Raw genomic sequence first — 16,940 nt, 5'->3', positions numbered from 1 at the left:
ATGGCGATTCGCGCGTTTCCGCTGGGCATCGGACTCCTCGCCGCGCTTTGCCTCGCGGCCTGCGACGGGGCGGAGAGCGGCCCGATCGTGGTGAGCGCGATCGGTGGCGCGCCGGAACGGATCAACCCGAACCTCAAGCGGGTGGACGCCGCCACCGCCATCCTCCTCGAATCCACCGCGCAGGGCCTCGTTCGCTTCAATGCCGAAGGGCAGATCGAACCGGCGCTGGCGCAAAGCTGGATCGTTTCGGACGATGGCCTTCGCTACACTTTCCGCCTTGCGCGCGGCGCGAAATGGGCGAATGGGCAGGATGTGACGGCGGAACAGGTCGTCGCCCGCTTGAAGGCGACGATGAGCCGGGCGAGCAGCAACGCGCTCAAACCCCTGCTCGGCGTGATCGACGACATTGAGTCGATGACCGACGATGTGCTGGAAATCAGCCTGAAGGCGCCGCGCGCCCATTTTCTGCAACTGCTCGCCCAGCCGGACATGGCGATCCTCCAATCGGAGAAAGGCACGGGCCCCTTTCAAGCGGAAGCGACGGAAAATGGCGCCGTGCTGCTGGCGCCTATTCCTGAGGAAGAAGGTGAGGAAACGCGGGAGCCGACGCGTTCCGTGCTGCTGCGCGGCGAAGAGGCGGCAAAGGCCGTTGCGCGTTTCGAAGCGGGCGGTGCGGACCTCGTCACGGGGGGCACGATCGCTTCCCTTCCCTATGCACGGTCGGCGCGCCTGCCGGCCAATACGCTGCGCTTCGACCCGGCCCATGGTCTTTTGGGTCTTGCTTTCACGCGCCTGGAGGGACGGTGGGCCGATGCCGGCGCGAGGGAGGCCTTGTCGATGGCGCTCGACCGGGGCGCGATCGCCACTGCTTTGCAGGTGCCGGAGCTGCGCGCTCGTCCCACCCTTTTGCCAGCAGGCTTGGAGGAGGTGCGCCAACCCGCTTTGCCGCTTTGGGCGAGCCAGCCTCTCGACGGCCGCCGCGCCCGCGCCAGCCAGGCGCTTGCCAACGGCGAAGCGGACCCGCCCATCATTCGCGTGGCCGTCCCCGACACACCGGGTCACCGCTTTCTTTTCGCCCTCATCCGGCGTGACTGGCGGGCAATCGGCGTGGACGCGGTGGCGGTCGAGAGCGGTGCGACGAGCGACCTTGCCTTCATCGACGAAGTATCGCCTATCACCGGAGCCTCCTGGTATCTCCGCCGCTTTTCCTGCGAAATCCAGCCGGTCTGCGATCCGGAAATCGATGCCTTGCTCGCCGATGCCCGTCAGACCCGTTCCATCGCGGAACGCATGCGTTTTTTCGCGGAGGCGGATCGCCGCCTCACCGATGCGAGTTACTACATCCCGATCGGGTCGCCGGTCCGCTGGTCGCTGGTTTCCGGGCGATTGAGCGGTTTCCGGACCAATGTCTTCGCCCAGCATCCGCTCGGCGAACTGATCGCCGAATAAGGAGCGCTCTATGCCATCGCCCCAGGATTTCGACCGCATCGCCGCGCAATTGTCGCCCGGTCGCGATCCAGTGTCGGTGCGCAGGCGGCTGGAAGCCGTCGAGGGGATACTCGAACGGATGTTCATCCTGCCCGGGATCAACCGTCCGGTGGGTCTCGATTCCATCGTCGGCCTGATCCCCGTCGTCGGCGACATCGTCACCGCATCCATGGGGGCCTGGCTCGTCTGGGAAGCGCGCAACCTCGGCATGTCGAAATGGCACCTGACCCGCATGGCGGGGAATGTCGGTGTCGATACCCTTATCGGCGCCATTCCGTTGGTCGGCGATGTCTTCGATTTCGCGTTCCGGTCGAATACGCGGAATTTGAGAATCCTGAAGAAGTGGCTCGACAAGCATCATCCTGCGACGATGACGGTCGAAGGCGAAGTGGTTGCGCGCTAGAGCGCCGAAAAATCCAGTCCGATATCCGCCGCCGGAGCCGATTGGGTGATACGGCCGACGGAAATATAGGTGACGCCCGTCTCCGCTTTGGCGCGGATCGTGTCCAAGGTGACGCCGCCGCTCGCTTCCGTCGGCACGCGCCCGGCTACGAGCGCCACCGCCTTGCGCAGGACCGCCGCGTCCATATTGTCGAGCAGCAGGTGGGTGGCTCCGGCGCCGATCGCCGGTTCGATCTGGTCGATCCGGTCGACCTCGACGATGATCCGCCCAATGCCGGCCGCTACGGCGCGCCGCACGGCTTCCGCCGCCCCGCCCGCGACGGCGACGTGATTGTCCTTGATCATCGCGGCATCATCGAGCCGCATCCGGTGATTGGTCGCGCCTCCCTTGCGGGTCGCATATTTTTCGAGGACGCGAAGGCCCGGAATGGTCTTGCGCGTGTCGAGCAAGGTCGCGCCGGTGCCAGCGATGGCGTCGACATAGGCACGGGTCAGCGTCGCAATGCCGGAGAGATGCTGAAGCGTGTTGAGCGCCGACCGCTCCGCCGTCAGCATCGCACGGGCATTGCCCTTGAGGCGCAGGAGGTCCGCCCCCGCCTGAACCCGGTCGCCATCCTCCACCAGACGCTCGATCTCCACCCGTGGGTCGAGCGCGCGGAAGAAGGCTTCAGCGATGGGAAGGCCCGCCACCACGATGGTATCCCGGCTGTCCATCACCCCTTCGAAACGCGCATCCTCCGGAATGACCGCCGCCGACGTGATGTCGCCATGATCGCCGAGATCTTCCGCCAACGTTTCCCGGACAAAGCGGTCGAGGTCGAACCGCTCAAGCGCGAAAGCCGTCATTGGGCTCCTGTGATGATCGGCCTGCCGACATCCCCCTGCCCCACGGTCCGGCCCGCCATGTCGAGCATGCGGTCGAGCGACTTCTTGGCGGCGAGGCGAAGCTCCTCGTCCATCTCGATACGCGGCGCGAGATCGCGCAGCGCGACATAGAGCTTCTCCATCGTATTCAAGGCCATGTACGGGCACATGTTGCAATTGCAGTTCCCGTCAGCGCCGGGCGCGCCGATGAACGTCTTGTGCGGCGCGGCCTTCTCCATCTGGTGGATGATGTGGGGCTCGGTCGCGACGATCATCACCTCGGACGGCGAGGACAGCGCGTAATCGAGGATCGCCTTGGTCGATCCCACCTGATCGGCGTGGTCAAGAATATGTCCGGGGCATTCGGGGTGCGCCAGCACCGGGGCGCCGGGATATTGCGCCTTCAGCTTTAGCAGCTCGGTCTCGCTGAACGCTTCGTGCACGATGCAGACGCCCGGCCAGAGCAGCAGGTCGCGGCCCGTCTTGCGCGCGAGATAGGCACCAAGGTTGCGGTCCGGGCCGAAGATGATTTTCTGCTCCTTCGGAATCTGGCTGAGTATGATCTCGGCCGAAGAGGACGTCACGATGATGTCCGACAACGCCTTCACCGCCGCCGAGCAGTTGATGTAGGTAAGTGCGATATGGTCCGGATGCTCGTCCCGGAATGCCTTGAACTGATCGGGCGGGCAGCTATCCTCAAGGCTGCACCCGGCGTCCATATCCGGCAGCACCACGATTTTCTGGGGGCTCAGGATCTTCGCCGTTTCCGCCATGAAGCGCACGCCGCAAAAGGCGATGACGTCGGCGTCCGTCGCCTCGGCCTTGCGGCTCAAATCCAGGCTGTCGCCGACGAAATCGGCAATGTCCTGCAATTCGGGCGCCTGATAGTAATGGGCGAGGATAACGGCGTTCTTTTCCGCCCGCAGCCGGTCGATTTCGGCACGCAGGTCGAGGCCCTTGAGGCTGAGGTTCGGAGCATTCATTTCTTCGCCTTACTCTCTTCCAAGACATCTTCAATCCGCCGCGAGCGGTCGAGTTGCGACGGATCGGCATTTGCCGCTTCATCGGCGAAGCGCGCGACCACCGTCGCTTCGATCCCGGCGGCGCGCAGCGGCATCGCGAAGCTGCGCTCGACGGCGGTGCGAGCGGCATTGCGGGCAAGCCGCATCGGCACCGGCGCACGGGCCTGGGCGAGCAGGCTTTGCGTCCCCCGCTGCCGGTTGGCGGCATCGAGCGCGGCTTCGGCATTGGTCAGCGACATGAGGACGCCGCCGCCGGAATATTCCTGGACTTGAGCGAGATCGATTTCCGGCCCGGCGACTTCGACCGGCGGCAGGGTGACGTTCAGCCTATTCGCCGCCGCATCCCATTCGAGATCGTCACGCCGCAGCTTCGCAAGGTCCACTTCGTAGCGGACGGTGCCTGGCAGGATCATCGTCTTTTGGGCGTTAAGGCCGAAGCGCGACTGCGTGGAGGTCACCACCGCGACATAACGCGCGACAAACGGCGTGAGGCGCGCCTGTTCCCGCACGGATTGCAAGCTGGCCGTGGCGATCGTCTCCGGATCGGGTCCGCCCCCGAACAGGCTCGACAGTCTGAATGCACTCGTCAGCAAGGCGCCCAGGATCAGGCCAGCGGCCAGCACCAGGACGAGAATGAAGGAGCGCCTCATGCCGCGAGCCGCCACGTGTCGCCGTCGCGCGCCACCATGCCGCGCCCTTCGAGGTCGAGGAGGTGCGCAAGAACCGAGCGGCCCGCCGCGACATGCAGGCGTGGGTCGAGCCCTTTGTACATCTGTCCGACCATCGTTTCGATCTCGCCTTCGCCCCGCTCCAGATGGCGGAGGATCTGCCGCTCGCGCTGCTTCCTGTGGCCCATCATGCCGCGAATGAGCTGTTGGTGCTTCTCCACGGCAGGCCCATGCGCCGGATAATAGATGCGGTCTTCGCGCAGGCGCAATTTGTCGAGGCTGTCCATATAGGCAGTCATGTTGCCGTCGGGCGGCGCGACGACCGTGGTCGACCAGCCCATGACATGATCGCCGGTGAACAACGCACCGTTTTCGCGCAGCGCGAAGCAAAGGTGGTTGGACGTGTGCCCGGGCGTAGCGACCGCTTCGAGTGTCCAACCCTCTCCCGCCACCGTCTCGCCATCGGCCAGCACTTGGTCCGGCGCATAATCGAAGTCGAAAGCGGCGTCGGCGCGCGGCCCGCGATCGTCGATGGCAAGCGCCGCGCAGCCGATGATGGGGGCTCCCGTCGCCGCTTTCAGCGCGCGAGCGGCGGGGCTGTGGTCGCGATGGGTATGGGTGCAGAGGATCGCGACGACGCGCTCCCCTTTCAGCGCGCCGAGGAGGACCGACAGGTGCGCGTCATCGTCCGGTCCCGGATCGATGACGGCAATTTCGCCGTGGCCGACGATGTAGGTCTGGGTGCCGGTGAAGGTGAAAGGCGAGGGATTGGGCGCCAGCAAACGGCGCACCAGCGGATCGACGCTTTCCATCCTGCCCGTGGGCCAGTCGTTCATGCCCGCTCATGTGGCATTGCCGGCCAGGAAATCCAAGGTTTGCATGGCGGAGAGGCGTTGCCACCCCTCCGCCATGCAAGGCTTATTCGGAACCCTTGATCCGGGCGATGGCGCGCTCAAGGGCAGCCGCCACATCGGCGCGGCTTTCGGAGTCGAGACGGTCGCTGCCAAGACGCTGTTTCAGCCCTTCGAGCTTCTGGACCATTTCGGCCTTTTTCTCGGCGGACAAAGGCGTGCCCGCTCCCGCGCAAATCCGCACCGTCGTCATGGTGCTGCCGCCATCCTCGCTCACATCCACGCCGGAAGTGTCGGCAGTGCATTTTTCGGCCAGCTCGCGAACCGGCTTGCCGTCGATCGTCACCTCGCCGCCCCGGATGCTGATGTCGCGGCCCGGTTTTCCCTCGCCGACCGTACGGATGTGAACCTTGCGTTCGACCCTCGGCCCCTTGCCTCCGGCTTTTGCGTCGTCGGCCTTGCGCTCGACGGTCACGATTTCCGTCCGGACTTCGCGTTTCGGCTCCGTCTTTTCGGCATCCTGCGCGGCATGGGCGCCGCTGAGGCCGAGGCCAACAACCAGGAACCCCGCTGCGGCGATGCCGCCGGCGATCCTACGCGCGCGGCCGCCGCCATGCGTTTTCATCATCTTCAGTCTCCGTTTCAGTTGATCGGCATGATTGAGCGGGCAGGCTGCAATCAGGCCAGGCTGGCTCGCGGATTTGACGAGGGCGGTGGCATAAGCGTGCCGCGCCGAGGGAGCGATGCGCGACGCCACGGCGGCGTCGCAGGCCAATTCCTGGTCCATGCGGAAGGCGCGAAAGGCAAGATGCGCCAGCGGGCTGAACCAGTTGAGGGCAAGCACGATGAGCGCGACGAGATTCCACCAGAGGTCGCCCCGGCGCAGATGCACCGCCTCATGCACAAGCGCCAGACGCTGCTCGTCGCGCGTGTACCGGCTGCGAAAATCGGCGGGCAGGACGATGCGACGGCGCAGGAAACCAAGCGCCAACGGCGACGGCGTCGCACGGCTTTCCACCGTTTCCAATCCTTCGAAAGGCGCGGCGGGCGATCCGGAAACGGCGATCCCGCGCACCAGGCGATAGTAAGCGATTGCCTGCCACAGGAGGAAGATGGCCGCGCCTCCGGCCCATAACGCGAGCAAAAGGAGCATCCACTGCCCGGATCCGTCGATTGACGGCGGCGGCGCGGCCACCTCGACGGCGGGCGCGACGATCGCGCCCGGCACCGAGGAAGGAAGTTCGGCGAGCGCGGAGCCCGGAAAAGCCGGCAATGGCGGCAGGATGAGGCGCGCGAGCGGCAGCAGCCACAGCGCATAAGCCCAGCCCGAGCCCAAATGCCGCGCCACCGGGCCGCGAACGATCAGGACGAGGATCAGCGCGAGGTGAACACCGATCAAGGTCGAGGCGAAGTCGCCGCTCATGATTTCAGCGCCTTGAGCAGCGCCTCGATCTCTTCGATATCCTTGGGCGTCAGCTGCTGGCGCTCGGCGAGATGGGCGACGAGCGGGGTCAGCTTGCCGCCGAACATGCGATCGATCAGTCGGCGCGATTCCTGGTGGACATAATCCTCCTTGCGAATGGCGGGCCGGTAAAGGTAGCGGCGCCCGTCCTCCTCGTGGGAGAGGACGCCCTTGGCGAGCAGGCGGCCGAGCATCGTCTTCACCGTGCGAATGCTCCAGCCCCGTTCCGGCACGCGCTCGGCGACTTCCATGGCGGTGAGCGGCGCCTCCGCCCACAGCACTTCCATCACCGCATATTCGCTTTCACCGATACGTTCCATCAGCTTCCCCTTTTCTATGATTACATGAGTGATCAATTCGGGCTTAATGGCCGATGAACAACGATGTGTCGGGAAGTTTTACAATTCCCAACCTATAACTAGTCTTGTTAACCATGAAAACGCTGATGTTTGTGTGGGGACACTAAGATTGGCACGATCCCTGCTTCTATCCGCCCGTCCACATGTTCACTCATGCAGAAGGGCGGGAAGGCGCTGTTTCCGATCGCGCCGCCCGCCCTTTCTTATTGCTCGAGCTTGTCAGCCGAGCAGGCACCGTTTCGAACCTAACGCGACGTCAAGCCTTGGCAATATCCTGGCCGGCCATCAGAGTTTGAAGCTCACCGGCTTCGAACATTTCCATCATGATGTCCGATCCGCCGACGAATTCGCCCTTCACGTAAAGCTGGGGAATAGTCGGCCAGTCCGAATATTCCTTGATACCGTTGCGGATCTCCGCATCCTGCAAGACGTCCACGGTCTCGAACTTCACGCCGAGATGGTCGAGGATCGCGACCGCGCGGCTGGAAAAGCCGCATTGGGGGAAAAGCGCGGTGCCCTTCATGAACAGGACGACGTCGTTGCCGCGAACGATCTCGTCGATGCGGGCTTTGGTGTCACTCATCTCTTCGCTCCTTATTCGGGTACGGCGGTAGTTAGCTGCAGCGCGTGGAGAACGCCGCCCATCCTTCCGCCCAGCGCTTCATAAACACGGCGCTGCTGCTGGACGCGGGGGAGACCGCGAAAGCTCTCCGCCACGACACGCGCCGCATAATGATTTCCGTCGCCCGCCAGATCGGTGATCTCGACATGGGCATCGGGAATGCCCGTCCTGATCAGGCTTTCGATCTCGCTCGCTTCCATCGCCATCGGATCAGTCCTGCGCCTCGATCATCTGACGCCGCGCCTCGACATGCTTGTGCTCGAGCGCGTCGCGGATGCGCGCTTCGTCGATGTCGACGCCGGCGGACGTCAGGTCGCCGAGCAGCTTGCGCACCACATCGTCGTCGCCCGCATTCTCGAAATCGGCGCGCACCACGTCCTTGGCATAAGCCTCGGCCTCGGCCTCGGTCAGGCCCATCAAATTCGCGGCCCAGGCACCGACCAGCCGGTTGCGGCGGGCGATGATGCGGAACTGCATCTCTTCATCCCGCGCATACATATTTTCGAAAGCGCGTTCACGATCGTCGAAAGTGGTCATCGGCCTGCCTTATCCTGTTTCCTTCGAGATAGGACCGGGTGAACGCACGCGCAACGGAAAGCGTTCTATTCGTCCATCCTGACGACCAGTTTTCCAACCGCCCCGCGCGCGGCCATGTGCGCGATCGCGTCGCCGCCTTGGGCCAACGGCCAAATGCGGCTGACCTTGGGCGCGATCTTTCCTTCTTCCCACAAGCGGAACAGGGTCGCGACATGGGCGGCATTGGCCTTGGGATCGCGGCCTGCGAAGGCGCCCCAGAACACGCCGCACACGTCGCAGCTCTTGAGAAGCGTGAGGTTGAGCGGCAGCCTTGGAATGCCTGCGGGAAAACCGACCACCAGATAACGCCCTTCCCATGCGATCGCGCGCAGCGCGGGTTCGGTATAATCGCCGCCGACCGGATCCAGGATGACGTCCGCCCCATTCGGACCGACCGCCGCCTTGAAGGCATCTGCGAGCGCTTTCGACCCAGCCTTGTCGAACGGCCCATGCGGATAAATGACGACATCGTCCGCGCCCGCCTCCCGCGCCACCCCCGCTTTCTCCTCTGACGAGACGGCGGCGATCACCCGCGCACCGAAGGCCTTGCCAAGCTCGACCGCGGCAAGGCCCACGCCGCCCGCCGCGCCAAGGATGAGCAGGGTCTCACCGGCCTTCAGCCTGCCCCGATCCAGCAAAGCGTGAATCGACGTCGCATAGGTCAGGATCAGCGCCGACCCTTCCTCGAAGCTGCGCCCCTCCGGCAGCCGTAGCACCATGGCAGCGGGCACCAGCACTTTTTCGGCGAGGCCGCCATGGCCGATCATGGCGATGACGCGGTCGCCGGGCGACCAGCCCGCGACGCCCTCGCCCACCGCTTCGACCACGCCGGCAATCTCCCCGCCCGGCGCGAAGGGCCTTTCGGGTTTGAACTGATATTTGTCCTCGATGATCAGCACGTCCGGATAATTGATCGCGCAAGCCTTTACCCGCACGAGCAATTGCCCTTTCCCTGGCACCGGGTTGGGGAGATGGGTGAGTGTCAGCGTCTCCGGTCCACCGGACGCGTTGGACAAAAGTGCTTTCACCTTGGATCTCCTTCCCGTTGATTTACTCCGCCGCCTTGGGAAATGCCGGGAGCTTGGCGATGTCCTTGGGCTCATGCTGAATGATGACCTTGGCACCCATATTCTTCGCCATCTTGTCGAAGCGGTCCATCGACGCCAGCGTGTCGGCACGATTGGTGTTGAACGGCGGTATGCCCTTGTGCGCGACCTGCTCGGTAAAGTGATAGAGGTCGCCGGTCAGGAGCACCGGGCCGGAGGCGAGACGAACGAGGAGAGCGTGATGCCCAGGCGTGTGGCCGGGCGTATTCACCATCATGACCCGTCCGTCGCCGAACACGTCATGGTCGCCGCTCACCGGTTGAACCTTGCCGTCATCTTCGATCCAGGGCTTGAGGCGCGCCGGTTCCAGCCCTGGATTGGCGGGCTTGGCGGAGAGCGCCGCATAATCCTCCGCGCCGATCAGCAGGGTCGCGCCCGGAAAATTCGCCGCCTGGCCGATATGGTCGGAGTGGAAGTGGCTGATGCCGACCATTTCCACCTGCTCCGGCTTCACGCCGATCTCGCCGAGCTGCTGCACGACCGTCTTGCCAAGGCGCATGATCGCGAAGCCCGCGTCGGTCGTCTTGCCCTGAAGCTCCGCGCCGATGCCCGTATCCCAAAGCAGGTAGCGATTGCCGTTCCGGATCAGGTAGCAGCTGTCGGTAATCTCCTTCGGCCCCGGCTTATAGGCCATCGTGTCGGAGAAGAAGGCGTTGTAATCCTTGATGGTGAAGCTGCCGCAATCGAGGCGGGTGAGCGAGAGCTTCTCGCCGGGCGCCTGCGGTGCCTGCATCGCCGTCAAGCCCGCAAAGGCTGCCAGTGCCGCTATCGCTTTCTTCATCTGCTCTTCCCCTGTTCCTGATTTTTCTACGCTACGAAGTTGATGAAACTGATGGCCTGACAAGCATTTCCACTTCCATCACCATGCCCGTCCGCCTGACTGGGGCGATCCTAAGCAAGGAAACGGGATGTAGGAAAGCTCTTCCGCACCGATATGGCGCTGGATCAACGCAGCTCCGCCTCGAACTGCTCGAAGTTTCGGATCGGACGCGGCCAGCGGGAAATGATATTGCGCCCGCCATACCAGCCGAAGAACAACAGGATGGCTGCCGCCGCCGCCCACCACCAGCCGCCGTCCGTCAACGCAAACCAGAAGGCGCAAGCGAAGAGGAAGAGGACGGGTATCCCGACGAGCAGAAGGTTGAGAATGGCCGTCAGCGGCCCGGCGCCGAGATAAAGCCGGCTGCCGCGCAGCGTCCAGATTTGGCGCCCGAAATCGCGCATGATCTTGGCGTAATTGGCGTGCTGCTGATACGGCGTGATGAGCACCGGCTTCTTTTTCCCGTCCCACCAAATCTTGGTTTCGACCAAGCTTGGCGAGACCCCGCCCGGAAGGTCGCCCAAAGTCGTCTGGACGGCTTCCATCCTGAATTGCCGCAACCGATCGACGCTGCCCGCCGGGATCGCCAGCATGCCGCTTTTCTCACCCTGCAATATGAGGCTCGCCCCCTCGAGGCGAACGATCACCTCGTCGCCGAGCAGGCCGAGGCGGCGCAGATAGGACGTGTTCAAAGCCTTGAAACGCATGCCAGAGCTCCCCTTGAACACGCTATTCCGTATAATGGGCCGTCGTCTTTGCCGCCACGTCCTCCGCGGTAACGCCGGGCGCCAGTTCGATCAGCCTGAACGGGCTTTTGTGATCCGGCCGCTGGAAAACGGCGAGGTCGGTGACAATCATGTCGACCACGTTCCGGCCGGTGAGCGGCAAGGTGCAGGCCGGAATGAACTTCGGGTCGCCGTTCTTCGAGACATGTTCCATCACGACGATGATCTTCTTGACGCCCGCGACGAGGTCCATGGCGCCGCCCATGCCCTTGATCATCTTGCCCGGGATCATCCAATTGGCGATGTCGCCGCCTTCGCTGACCTCCATCGCGCCCAAGACGGTCAGGTCGATATGGCCGCCACGGATCATCGCAAAGCTGTCCGACGAGCTGAAATAGCTCGACTGCGGCAGCTCGCTGATCGTCTGCTTGCCGGCATTGATCAGGTCCGGATCGATCTCATCCTCATAAGGGAAGGGGCCAATGCCGAGCATGCCGTTTTCAGACTGAAGCGTCACCTCCATGCCCGCCGGAATGTTGTTGGCGACCAAGGTCGGGATGCCGATGCCGAGGTTCACGTAGAAGCCGTCCTGAAGCTCCTGCGCCGCGCGCGCGGCCATCTGGTTGCGGTCCCAAGCCATGCTTATTTCTCCCCTGCCGGATCGGACCATCTCTTGTCCGCCGGGAACACATCGTCGAAGCTGCCGCGCACGCCGGGCCCGTAGACCGGGTTCGGCAGCAGGAACCAGCCATTGCCCCATAGCCGCGCGAAAGTGCCGCCTGTCGCGGCCGCACGCCGCGCGGGGATGGCGAGGTCGCGGGCGTTGAACAGATCGGAAAAATCGCCGAGCTGGTCGCCCGCCATCGCCACGACGCAATAACGGTTGGCGACAAGGGCCCGGCGCGGATCCTTTTCCGATCCCGGCGCCACGTCGCCCTTCAGAAACAGGGTCTCGCCATGCTTGGCGGGGCCAAGCCCCGCACCCTCGATCGCCGCCGCGGTCGCAGCGGCATTGGCGGCCTGGCGGTTCGAGTTGAAGACCACCGTGACGCCCGCTTGCCGGATCGCGCGAAGCGCGGTCACGGCGCCGGGCACAGGGGCGACCGCACCGGCACCGGTCTTTTCCCAGCGATCCCAAATTCCCGCATCGTAAGCGCGGCCTTTCGCCTCGTCATATTCATAGCCGAGATTGAGGAGGGCGGTCTCGTCGACATCCAGAATGACGGCGAGCGGTTCGTCCGGGCGGCAAGTCCTGAACTGCGGCGCTTGGAGCGTCGAGCCTTCCGCCAGCACTACGCTTTGCCCCGAGCGTTTCGCCAACGCCTGGACCAGCACGAAATCCCGCATCGCGTGATAGGCTTGAATGCCGAGGGCGCCGGCTTCGCCGGAACCGTACAGCCACTGCATGGTGGCGGGCGGCTCGGCCGGTTTGGCAGCGGGAGCCGGCACAGTCGAGGCCTGCTGCGCGGGTGCCGTAACGCAAGCGGAAAGCGATAAGGCTAAGGCAACCGCCAATATCCCCCTCCCTTTCAAGGGAGGGGTTAGGGGTGGGTGAGCGGAGCGGCGGCTCGATGCCGCCGCTCCGCTATATTGGCGCAGGAATCTTTTGGGCGCGCGGACGCGCGCACCCACCCCTCGATCCCCTCCCTTGAAAGGGAGGGGAGATTTGGGGCCCTCCCTCACGCCGATTCCCTCGGTCGCGTCATCCGGAATTCGATCTTCTTGTCATAGGGCGCCCCGAGGATCAGGCGCTTAACATAGATGCTGGGAACGTGGATGCAGTCGGGATCCAGCGTTCCGACCGGCACGATTTCTTCGACTTCCGCCACGCAGATCCGGCCAGCCGTCGCCATGGGCTGGTTGAAGTTACGCGCGGTCTTGCGAAAAATCAGGTTGCCGCTCCCATCGGCTTTCCACCCCTTGATGATCGACAGGTCAGCGCGGATGCCGCGTTCGAGGATATAATCCTCGCCGTCGAACGTCTTGACCTCCTTGCCGTCGGCGACGAGCGTGCCGACGCCGGTCTTGGTATAGAAACCCGGAATGCCCGCCCCGCCCGCGCGGCACCTTTCGGCGAGCGTCCCCTGGGGACAGAATTCGACCTCCAGCTCGCCCGCCAGATATTGCCGTTCGAACTCCTTATTCTCGCCGACATAAGAGGAGATCATCTTCTTGATCTGCCGGGTGCGCAGCAGCTTGCCGAGGCCTTCATTGTCGATCCCGGCATTGTTCGACGCGACGGTCAGATCCTTGACGCCCGAAGCCTGGATCGCATCGATCAGCCGTTCGGGGATGCCGCACAGGCCGAAACCGCCCGCGCAGATCGTCATGCCGTCGAACAGCAAGCCATCGAGCGCGGCGGCGGCGTCGGGATAGATTTTCTTCATGGATCGCTCCCCTGATCTTTGGACTGCGGATAGGCGGCGGCAGCGAGTCCGGTCAAGCGAGGCCGGCCCGGTTCAGGCTTCGTGATGCCCTGCCACGCCAGGAGTGCGCCCCTGTGTTCGTCGACAAAAGCCGCCCCTGTCGCCGACAAGGCGTTGAGGCATGCGATTTCCCGCTTAAGCACCGCCACTCACCCAGTGCGAGTAAGGTTTTGCTTGGAATGATACGCCCGCTTCGCAGACTCCGCTCGCACGCGCCGACACGCTTTGCGGTCGTCCTCTGGTGCTTCGTCAATCTGCTGTCCGACCTCGTCACCGTCCTCATCGGCCGCGGTCCGCCCTTGCTCATGTTCGCCATATCCATTCCGGTCTTCGCGGCGGGGGTCGCGGCGACGCTCTTTCTCAACAGGCTGCGGGTCGCCCTGGCGCGGAAGCCCGCGATCCAATATTGGCCCGCGATGCTCCTCCTGCTGGTGGGATGCAGCATCGCCATCGCCTTCGTCGATATTATGGGCACGCGTTGGGGAGCGCTTAGCCTCTACACGCCCTGGCGGGCATGGGCGCTCGATCTGTCGCTTTCCCGCATCCTAACGGTCGCGCTCATCTATTTCTGGGTCTTCTCCTTCGCCATGGCCCTGCTTTGGGCGGGCAGCGTCAGCGACATGGCGCGCTACAATGCGGCCAAGGCGGCGGCGATGGAGACCGCCGCGCTCCGTGCCGAGGCGACGGCCCTGCGCTTCCAGCTCAATCCCCATTTCCTGTTCAACACGCTGAATTCCATCGCCAGCACCATCGTCGACGGCCCCCGGCAGGATGCCGAAAACATGGTGATCCGGCTGGCGAGCTTCCTGCGCGCCTCCCTCGCCGCCGATCCGGCGCGGACCGTCATCCTGGACGAGGAGGCTGCCGCCATGGAAGCCTATCTCGACATCGAAAAGGTGCGTTTCGGCGAGCGAATGATCGTGGAGATCGACATCGGCCGGGATGTCGAAGACGCGTTGGTTCCGCATTTCATCCTGCAGCCGCTGGTCGAAAATGCGGTGAAGCATGGCGTCGCGCGCACCTCGGCCCCCGTCGCCTTGCGCCTCTCCGCATCCCGCGATCAGGACCGGCTGATCCTGCGTGTCACCAACCGGGCCGCCACCGACGATCAAGCCACGATACCCGCCGCCGCGCGGACGCTGCCGAAACTCGCGAGCACCGGGCTCGGCCTCGACAATGTACGGCAGCGCCTCGCCCTCTCCTATAACGACGCGCTTCTCAAGACCGTTGCCTTCCCGGGCGGCTTCACCGCCGAGATCGACCTGCCGTTCAGCACGGTCGCAAACATGGCCGATCCGGACGGCCAGCAATTGCTCCACGCCGCGGAGTAAAAGCGGATCGCCGCGCGGCCGGAATTCAGCTCTTCAGCTTCGCCAGCACGCCCTGCAGCTGCATGGCATTGGACATGTCGCCCTCGACCTTCAGCTTGCCCATCATGAAGGCGGTCATGCCGTCGAGCTGACCGTTGGCGAGCGCTTGCCAATCGTCCCAGCTCACCTTGATCGTGGTGTCGGCGGCGCCATCGTCTTCCGTCACCCGATTGTTGACGCCGTCGAGCAGGATGGTGCCTTCGCCGCCGAAATCGAGCTTTACGGTTTTGCCCGGAATATAAGCCTGCTTTTCACCCAGCGCGGCAACGAGTTCGCTCTTCGTCATCATTTTCTCCCTGGAAGGTATAGCAGCACGTCTAGGTGACGTGAACGTAACGTCAAGCCTGACACGCCTGTCAGTAACGGCGAAGGGAGTGGAATTCACGGGCGGACGCGACTAGTGCGAAGGGCCATGACCACGAAACGCACCGGCGGCCGCATCCTGATCGACAACCTCCTCTCGCAGGGGTGCGACCGCATCTTCTGCGTGCCGGGCGAAAGCTATCTCGCGGCGCTCGACGCCCTTCACGACACGCCGGAAATCGACCTCGTCGTCTGCCGGCAGGAGGGCGGCGTCGCCTACATGGCGGAAGCGGACGGCAAGATGACGGGCCGCCCCGGCATCGCCTTCGTGACGCGCGGTCCCGGTGCCACCAACGCCTCGGTCGGCGTTCATGTCGCGCATCAGGATTCGACGCCGATGATCCTTTTCATCGGCGACGTGGCGCGCGACGACCGGGACCGCGAAGGGTTTCAGGAGGTGGATTTCGCGGCGATGTTCGCGCCGCTTTGCAAATGGGTGGCGCGGATCGAGGATGCCGCCCGCATTCCAGAATATGTCGCCCGCGCCTACGCGACCGCCATGTCCGGGCGTCCGGGGCCGGTGGTGCTGGTGCTGCCCGAAGACATGCTCCGCGATGAAGTCGAAGCGGTGGACCGGCCGAAGGTCTGCCCGCCCGCCCAGGCCTGCGATCCCGTCGCGATGATGACCCTGCTCGACATGCTGAAGAATGCCTGCGCGCCTATCGCCATCGTCGGCGGCGCGGGCTGGGACCAGGCCGCCTCGCATTATTTCACTGAATGGGCGGAGCGGATCGGCCTGCCCGTCGCTGCGGCTTTCCGCCGCCAGGATTCGGTGCCGAACAGCTCCTCCGTCTATGCGGGCAATCTCGGCTATGGCCCCAATCCGAAGCTCGTCCAGCGCGTGAAGGACGCCGATCTCGTCATCGCGGTCGGCGCGCGCCTGGGCGAAGCGACGACGGATGGCTACACCCTCATCACGCCCGATCATCCGGGCCAGATCCTCGTCCACATCCATCCCGATCCCGCAGAGCTGGGCCGCGTCTATCACGCCGATCTCCCCATCTGCGCCTCCCCCCGCGAATTTGCGGAGCTGGCGGCGGATTGGGAGGATGATGTCATCGCCTTCTCGACCGGAGCGGAGGCACACAAGGAATGGCTGGACTGGACCGATGCCCAGCCGCGCCCCGAAGCCGCGCTCGATCTCGGCCAGGTCGTCATGCAGATGCGCGAGGCGCTTCCCGCAGACAGCTTCATCTGCAACGGCGCTGGCAACTTCTCCGGCTGGTGGCACCGCTATTGGCATTATGCCGCCCTCCCCTGCCAGCTCGCACCGACCAACGGGTCGATGGGCTACGGCATGCCCGCAGGCGTCGCTGCGGCGTTGCGCTTTCCCGAGCGGCAAGTCTGCGTCGTCGCGGGCGACGGCGACTTCCTGATGAATGGGCAGGAAATGGCGACGGCGATCGCCCACGGCGCCAACATGCTGATCCTGGTCGTCGACAATCAAAGCTACGGCACGATACGCATGCACCAGGAACGCGACTATCCGGAGCGCACCTCCGGCACCAGCCTCACCAACCCCGATTTCGCCGCCCTCGCCCGCGCCTACGGCGCCTGGGCCGAAACGGTGGAGAAAACCGAAGACTTCGCCCCGGCCCTTGCCCGCGCGCAGAAGGAGAAGGGCGTGAAGCTCCTTCACCTCAAGACGGACGTTGAAATCATCACCAACGCAACGACGATCACGAAATTGCGGGAGCGGACGCGGAGATAAACTTTGCCACGGGCAGGACCGCGCCGACTCAATTCTCCGGACGTCCCTTTACAACCCATAGTGAAAGCTTGAAGGATTAAATTTCGAAGCCTCGCTGGTCAGGCA

General features: G+C 64.2%; 20 protein-coding genes. 4 read left to right on the top strand and 16 right to left on the bottom strand.

The window, feature by feature from the left end; translation table 11 throughout:
- Positions 1-1,449, top strand: coding sequence for an ABC transporter substrate-binding protein (locus tag IC614_RS00855; protein WP_200971877.1), 1,449 nt, complete (start codon positions 1-3; stop codon positions 1,447-1,449).
- 10 nt (positions 1,450-1,459) lie between these two features.
- Positions 1,460-1,891, top strand: a complete 432-nt coding sequence (locus tag IC614_RS00850; RefSeq protein WP_200971876.1) for a DUF4112 domain-containing protein — start codon at positions 1,460-1,462, stop codon at positions 1,889-1,891.
- Here IC614_RS00850 and nadC read toward each other — a convergent pair.
- The 15 genes from nadC to IC614_RS00775 form a co-directional block, all read right to left on the bottom strand.
- Positions 1,888-2,736, bottom strand: a complete 849-nt coding sequence (nadC, locus tag IC614_RS00845; RefSeq protein WP_200971875.1) for a carboxylating nicotinate-nucleotide diphosphorylase — start codon at positions 2,734-2,736, stop codon at positions 1,888-1,890. The genes IC614_RS00850 and nadC overlap by 4 nt on opposite strands.
- Positions 2,733-3,737 (bottom strand): quinolinate synthase NadA, encoded by a 1,005-nt coding sequence (nadA, locus tag IC614_RS00840; protein ID WP_200971874.1) that lies wholly within the window; start codon positions 3,735-3,737, stop codon positions 2,733-2,735. Before nadA ends, nadC begins: the two co-directional genes overlap by 4 nt.
- Entirely contained in the window at positions 3,734-4,426 is a 693-nt protein-coding gene (locus tag IC614_RS00835) for a DUF4230 domain-containing protein (protein ID WP_200971873.1), read from the bottom strand. The genes nadA and IC614_RS00835 overlap by 4 nt, the downstream gene beginning before the upstream one ends.
- Positions 4,423-5,280: an MBL fold metallo-hydrolase gene (locus IC614_RS00830; RefSeq protein WP_200971872.1), complete on the bottom strand. Its 858-nt coding sequence runs from the start codon at positions 5,278-5,280 to the stop codon at positions 4,423-4,425. Before IC614_RS00830 ends, IC614_RS00835 begins: the two co-directional genes overlap by 4 nt.
- 82 nt (positions 5,281-5,362) lie before the next feature.
- Positions 5,363-6,718 (bottom strand): M56 family metallopeptidase, encoded by a 1,356-nt coding sequence (locus IC614_RS00825; protein WP_200971871.1) that lies wholly within the window; start codon positions 6,716-6,718, stop codon positions 5,363-5,365.
- The gene (locus IC614_RS00820; RefSeq protein WP_200973036.1) at positions 6,715-7,080 is read right to left on the bottom strand and encodes a BlaI/MecI/CopY family transcriptional regulator; all 366 of its coding nucleotides are present in this window, start codon (positions 7,078-7,080) and stop codon (positions 6,715-6,717) included. Before IC614_RS00820 ends, IC614_RS00825 begins: the two co-directional genes overlap by 4 nt.
- A 292-nt stretch (positions 7,081-7,372) precedes the next feature.
- Positions 7,373-7,699, bottom strand: coding sequence for a Grx4 family monothiol glutaredoxin (gene grxD, locus IC614_RS00815; protein WP_200971870.1), 327 nt, complete (start codon positions 7,697-7,699; stop codon positions 7,373-7,375).
- 11 nt (positions 7,700-7,710) lie between these two features.
- Positions 7,711-7,944 (bottom strand): BolA family protein, encoded by a 234-nt coding sequence (locus IC614_RS00810; RefSeq protein ID WP_200971869.1) that lies wholly within the window; start codon positions 7,942-7,944, stop codon positions 7,711-7,713.
- Between the two features lie 4 nt (positions 7,945-7,948).
- Complete coding sequence (locus tag IC614_RS00805; protein WP_200971868.1) at positions 7,949-8,275, bottom strand: DUF1476 domain-containing protein; 327 nt, start codon at positions 8,273-8,275, stop codon at positions 7,949-7,951.
- Positions 8,276-8,340: 65 nt separating this feature from the next.
- Positions 8,341-9,342, bottom strand: coding sequence for an NADPH:quinone oxidoreductase family protein (locus IC614_RS00800; protein WP_226372678.1), 1,002 nt, complete (start codon positions 9,340-9,342; stop codon positions 8,341-8,343).
- A gap of 22 nt (positions 9,343-9,364) precedes the next feature.
- The gene (locus IC614_RS00795; protein WP_200971866.1) at positions 9,365-10,201 is read right to left on the bottom strand and encodes an N-acyl homoserine lactonase family protein; all 837 of its coding nucleotides are present in this window, start codon (positions 10,199-10,201) and stop codon (positions 9,365-9,367) included.
- A gap of 164 nt (positions 10,202-10,365) precedes the next feature.
- Positions 10,366-10,947 carry a hypothetical protein gene (locus IC614_RS00790; RefSeq protein ID WP_200971865.1) on the bottom strand — a complete coding sequence of 194 codons (582 nt, stop codon included), beginning with the start codon at positions 10,945-10,947 and terminating at the stop codon, positions 10,366-10,368.
- Positions 10,948-10,969: 22 nt separating this feature from the next.
- Entirely contained in the window at positions 10,970-11,605 is a 636-nt protein-coding gene (locus tag IC614_RS00785; RefSeq protein ID WP_200971864.1) for a 3-oxoacid CoA-transferase subunit B, read from the bottom strand.
- Between the two features lie 2 nt (positions 11,606-11,607).
- A complete protein-coding gene (locus IC614_RS00780; protein WP_226372677.1) occupies positions 11,608-12,414 on the bottom strand; it encodes an HAD family acid phosphatase in 807 nt (268 codons plus the stop codon).
- Between the two features lie 230 nt (positions 12,415-12,644).
- Positions 12,645-13,352 (bottom strand): CoA transferase subunit A, encoded by a 708-nt coding sequence (locus IC614_RS00775; protein ID WP_200971863.1) that lies wholly within the window; start codon positions 13,350-13,352, stop codon positions 12,645-12,647.
- 218 nt (positions 13,353-13,570) lie between these two features.
- Here IC614_RS00775 and IC614_RS00770 point away from each other — a divergent pair, with 218 nt between their 5' ends.
- A complete protein-coding gene (locus tag IC614_RS00770) occupies positions 13,571-14,722 on the top strand; it encodes a sensor histidine kinase (RefSeq protein WP_200971862.1) in 1,152 nt (383 codons plus the stop codon).
- 25 nt (positions 14,723-14,747) lie between these two features.
- On the opposite strand, the gene IC614_RS00765 is transcribed toward IC614_RS00770, so the two are convergent.
- Positions 14,748-15,050 (bottom strand): SCP2 sterol-binding domain-containing protein, encoded by a 303-nt coding sequence (locus IC614_RS00765; protein WP_200971861.1) that lies wholly within the window; start codon positions 15,048-15,050, stop codon positions 14,748-14,750.
- A 123-nt stretch (positions 15,051-15,173) separates the two neighbouring features.
- On the opposite strand from IC614_RS00765, the gene IC614_RS00760 reads away from it, so the two are divergent.
- Positions 15,174-16,835, top strand: coding sequence for a thiamine pyrophosphate-binding protein (locus tag IC614_RS00760; RefSeq protein ID WP_200971860.1), 1,662 nt, complete (start codon positions 15,174-15,176; stop codon positions 16,833-16,835).
- Positions 16,836-16,940: the final 105 nt, after the last annotated feature.

Source organism: Sphingosinicella flava (assembly GCF_016025255.1).
Classification (GTDB): domain Bacteria; phylum Pseudomonadota; class Alphaproteobacteria; order Sphingomonadales; family Sphingomonadaceae; genus Allosphingosinicella; species Allosphingosinicella flava.
This window is presented reverse-complemented; position numbering and strand designations above follow the sequence as displayed.

What these genes read in the sequence shown, in the direction of transcription:
- IC614_RS00855 (WP_200971877.1), top strand. Translation starts at nt 1, where the DNA reads ATGGCGATTCGCGCGTTTCCGCTGGGCATCGGACTCCTCGCCGCGCTT.
- IC614_RS00850 (WP_200971876.1), top strand. Translation starts at nt 1,460, where the DNA reads ATGCCATCGCCCCAGGATTTCGACCGCATCGCCGCGCAATTGTCGCCC.
- nadC (WP_200971875.1), bottom strand. Translation starts at nt 2,736, where the DNA reads ATGACGGCTTTCGCGCTTGAGCGGTTCGACCTCGACCGCTTTGTCCGG.
- nadA (WP_200971874.1), bottom strand. Translation starts at nt 3,737, where the DNA reads ATGAATGCTCCGAACCTCAGCCTCAAGGGCCTCGACCTGCGTGCCGAA.
- IC614_RS00835 (WP_200971873.1), bottom strand. Translation starts at nt 4,426, where the DNA reads ATGAGGCGCTCCTTCATTCTCGTCCTGGTGCTGGCCGCTGGCCTGATC.
- IC614_RS00830 (WP_200971872.1), bottom strand. Translation starts at nt 5,280, where the DNA reads ATGAACGACTGGCCCACGGGCAGGATGGAAAGCGTCGATCCGCTGGTG.
- IC614_RS00825 (WP_200971871.1), bottom strand. Translation starts at nt 6,718, where the DNA reads ATGAGCGGCGACTTCGCCTCGACCTTGATCGGTGTTCACCTCGCGCTG.
- grxD (WP_200971870.1), bottom strand. Translation starts at nt 7,699, where the DNA reads ATGAGTGACACCAAAGCCCGCATCGACGAGATCGTTCGCGGCAACGAC.
- IC614_RS00810 (WP_200971869.1), bottom strand. Translation starts at nt 7,944, where the DNA reads ATGGCGATGGAAGCGAGCGAGATCGAAAGCCTGATCAGGACGGGCATT.
- IC614_RS00805 (WP_200971868.1), bottom strand. Translation starts at nt 8,275, where the DNA reads ATGACCACTTTCGACGATCGTGAACGCGCTTTCGAAAATATGTATGCG.
- IC614_RS00795 (WP_200971866.1), bottom strand. Translation starts at nt 10,201, where the DNA reads ATGAAGAAAGCGATAGCGGCACTGGCAGCCTTTGCGGGCTTGACGGCG.
- IC614_RS00790 (WP_200971865.1), bottom strand. Translation starts at nt 10,947, where the DNA reads ATGCGTTTCAAGGCTTTGAACACGTCCTATCTGCGCCGCCTCGGCCTG.
- IC614_RS00785 (WP_200971864.1), bottom strand. Translation starts at nt 11,605, where the DNA reads ATGGCTTGGGACCGCAACCAGATGGCCGCGCGCGCGGCGCAGGAGCTT.
- IC614_RS00775 (WP_200971863.1), bottom strand. Translation starts at nt 13,352, where the DNA reads ATGAAGAAAATCTATCCCGACGCCGCCGCCGCGCTCGATGGCTTGCTG.
- IC614_RS00770 (WP_200971862.1), top strand. Translation starts at nt 13,571, where the DNA reads ATGATACGCCCGCTTCGCAGACTCCGCTCGCACGCGCCGACACGCTTT.
- IC614_RS00765 (WP_200971861.1), bottom strand. Translation starts at nt 15,050, where the DNA reads ATGATGACGAAGAGCGAACTCGTTGCCGCGCTGGGTGAAAAGCAGGCT.
- IC614_RS00760 (WP_200971860.1), top strand. Translation starts at nt 15,174, where the DNA reads ATGACCACGAAACGCACCGGCGGCCGCATCCTGATCGACAACCTCCTC.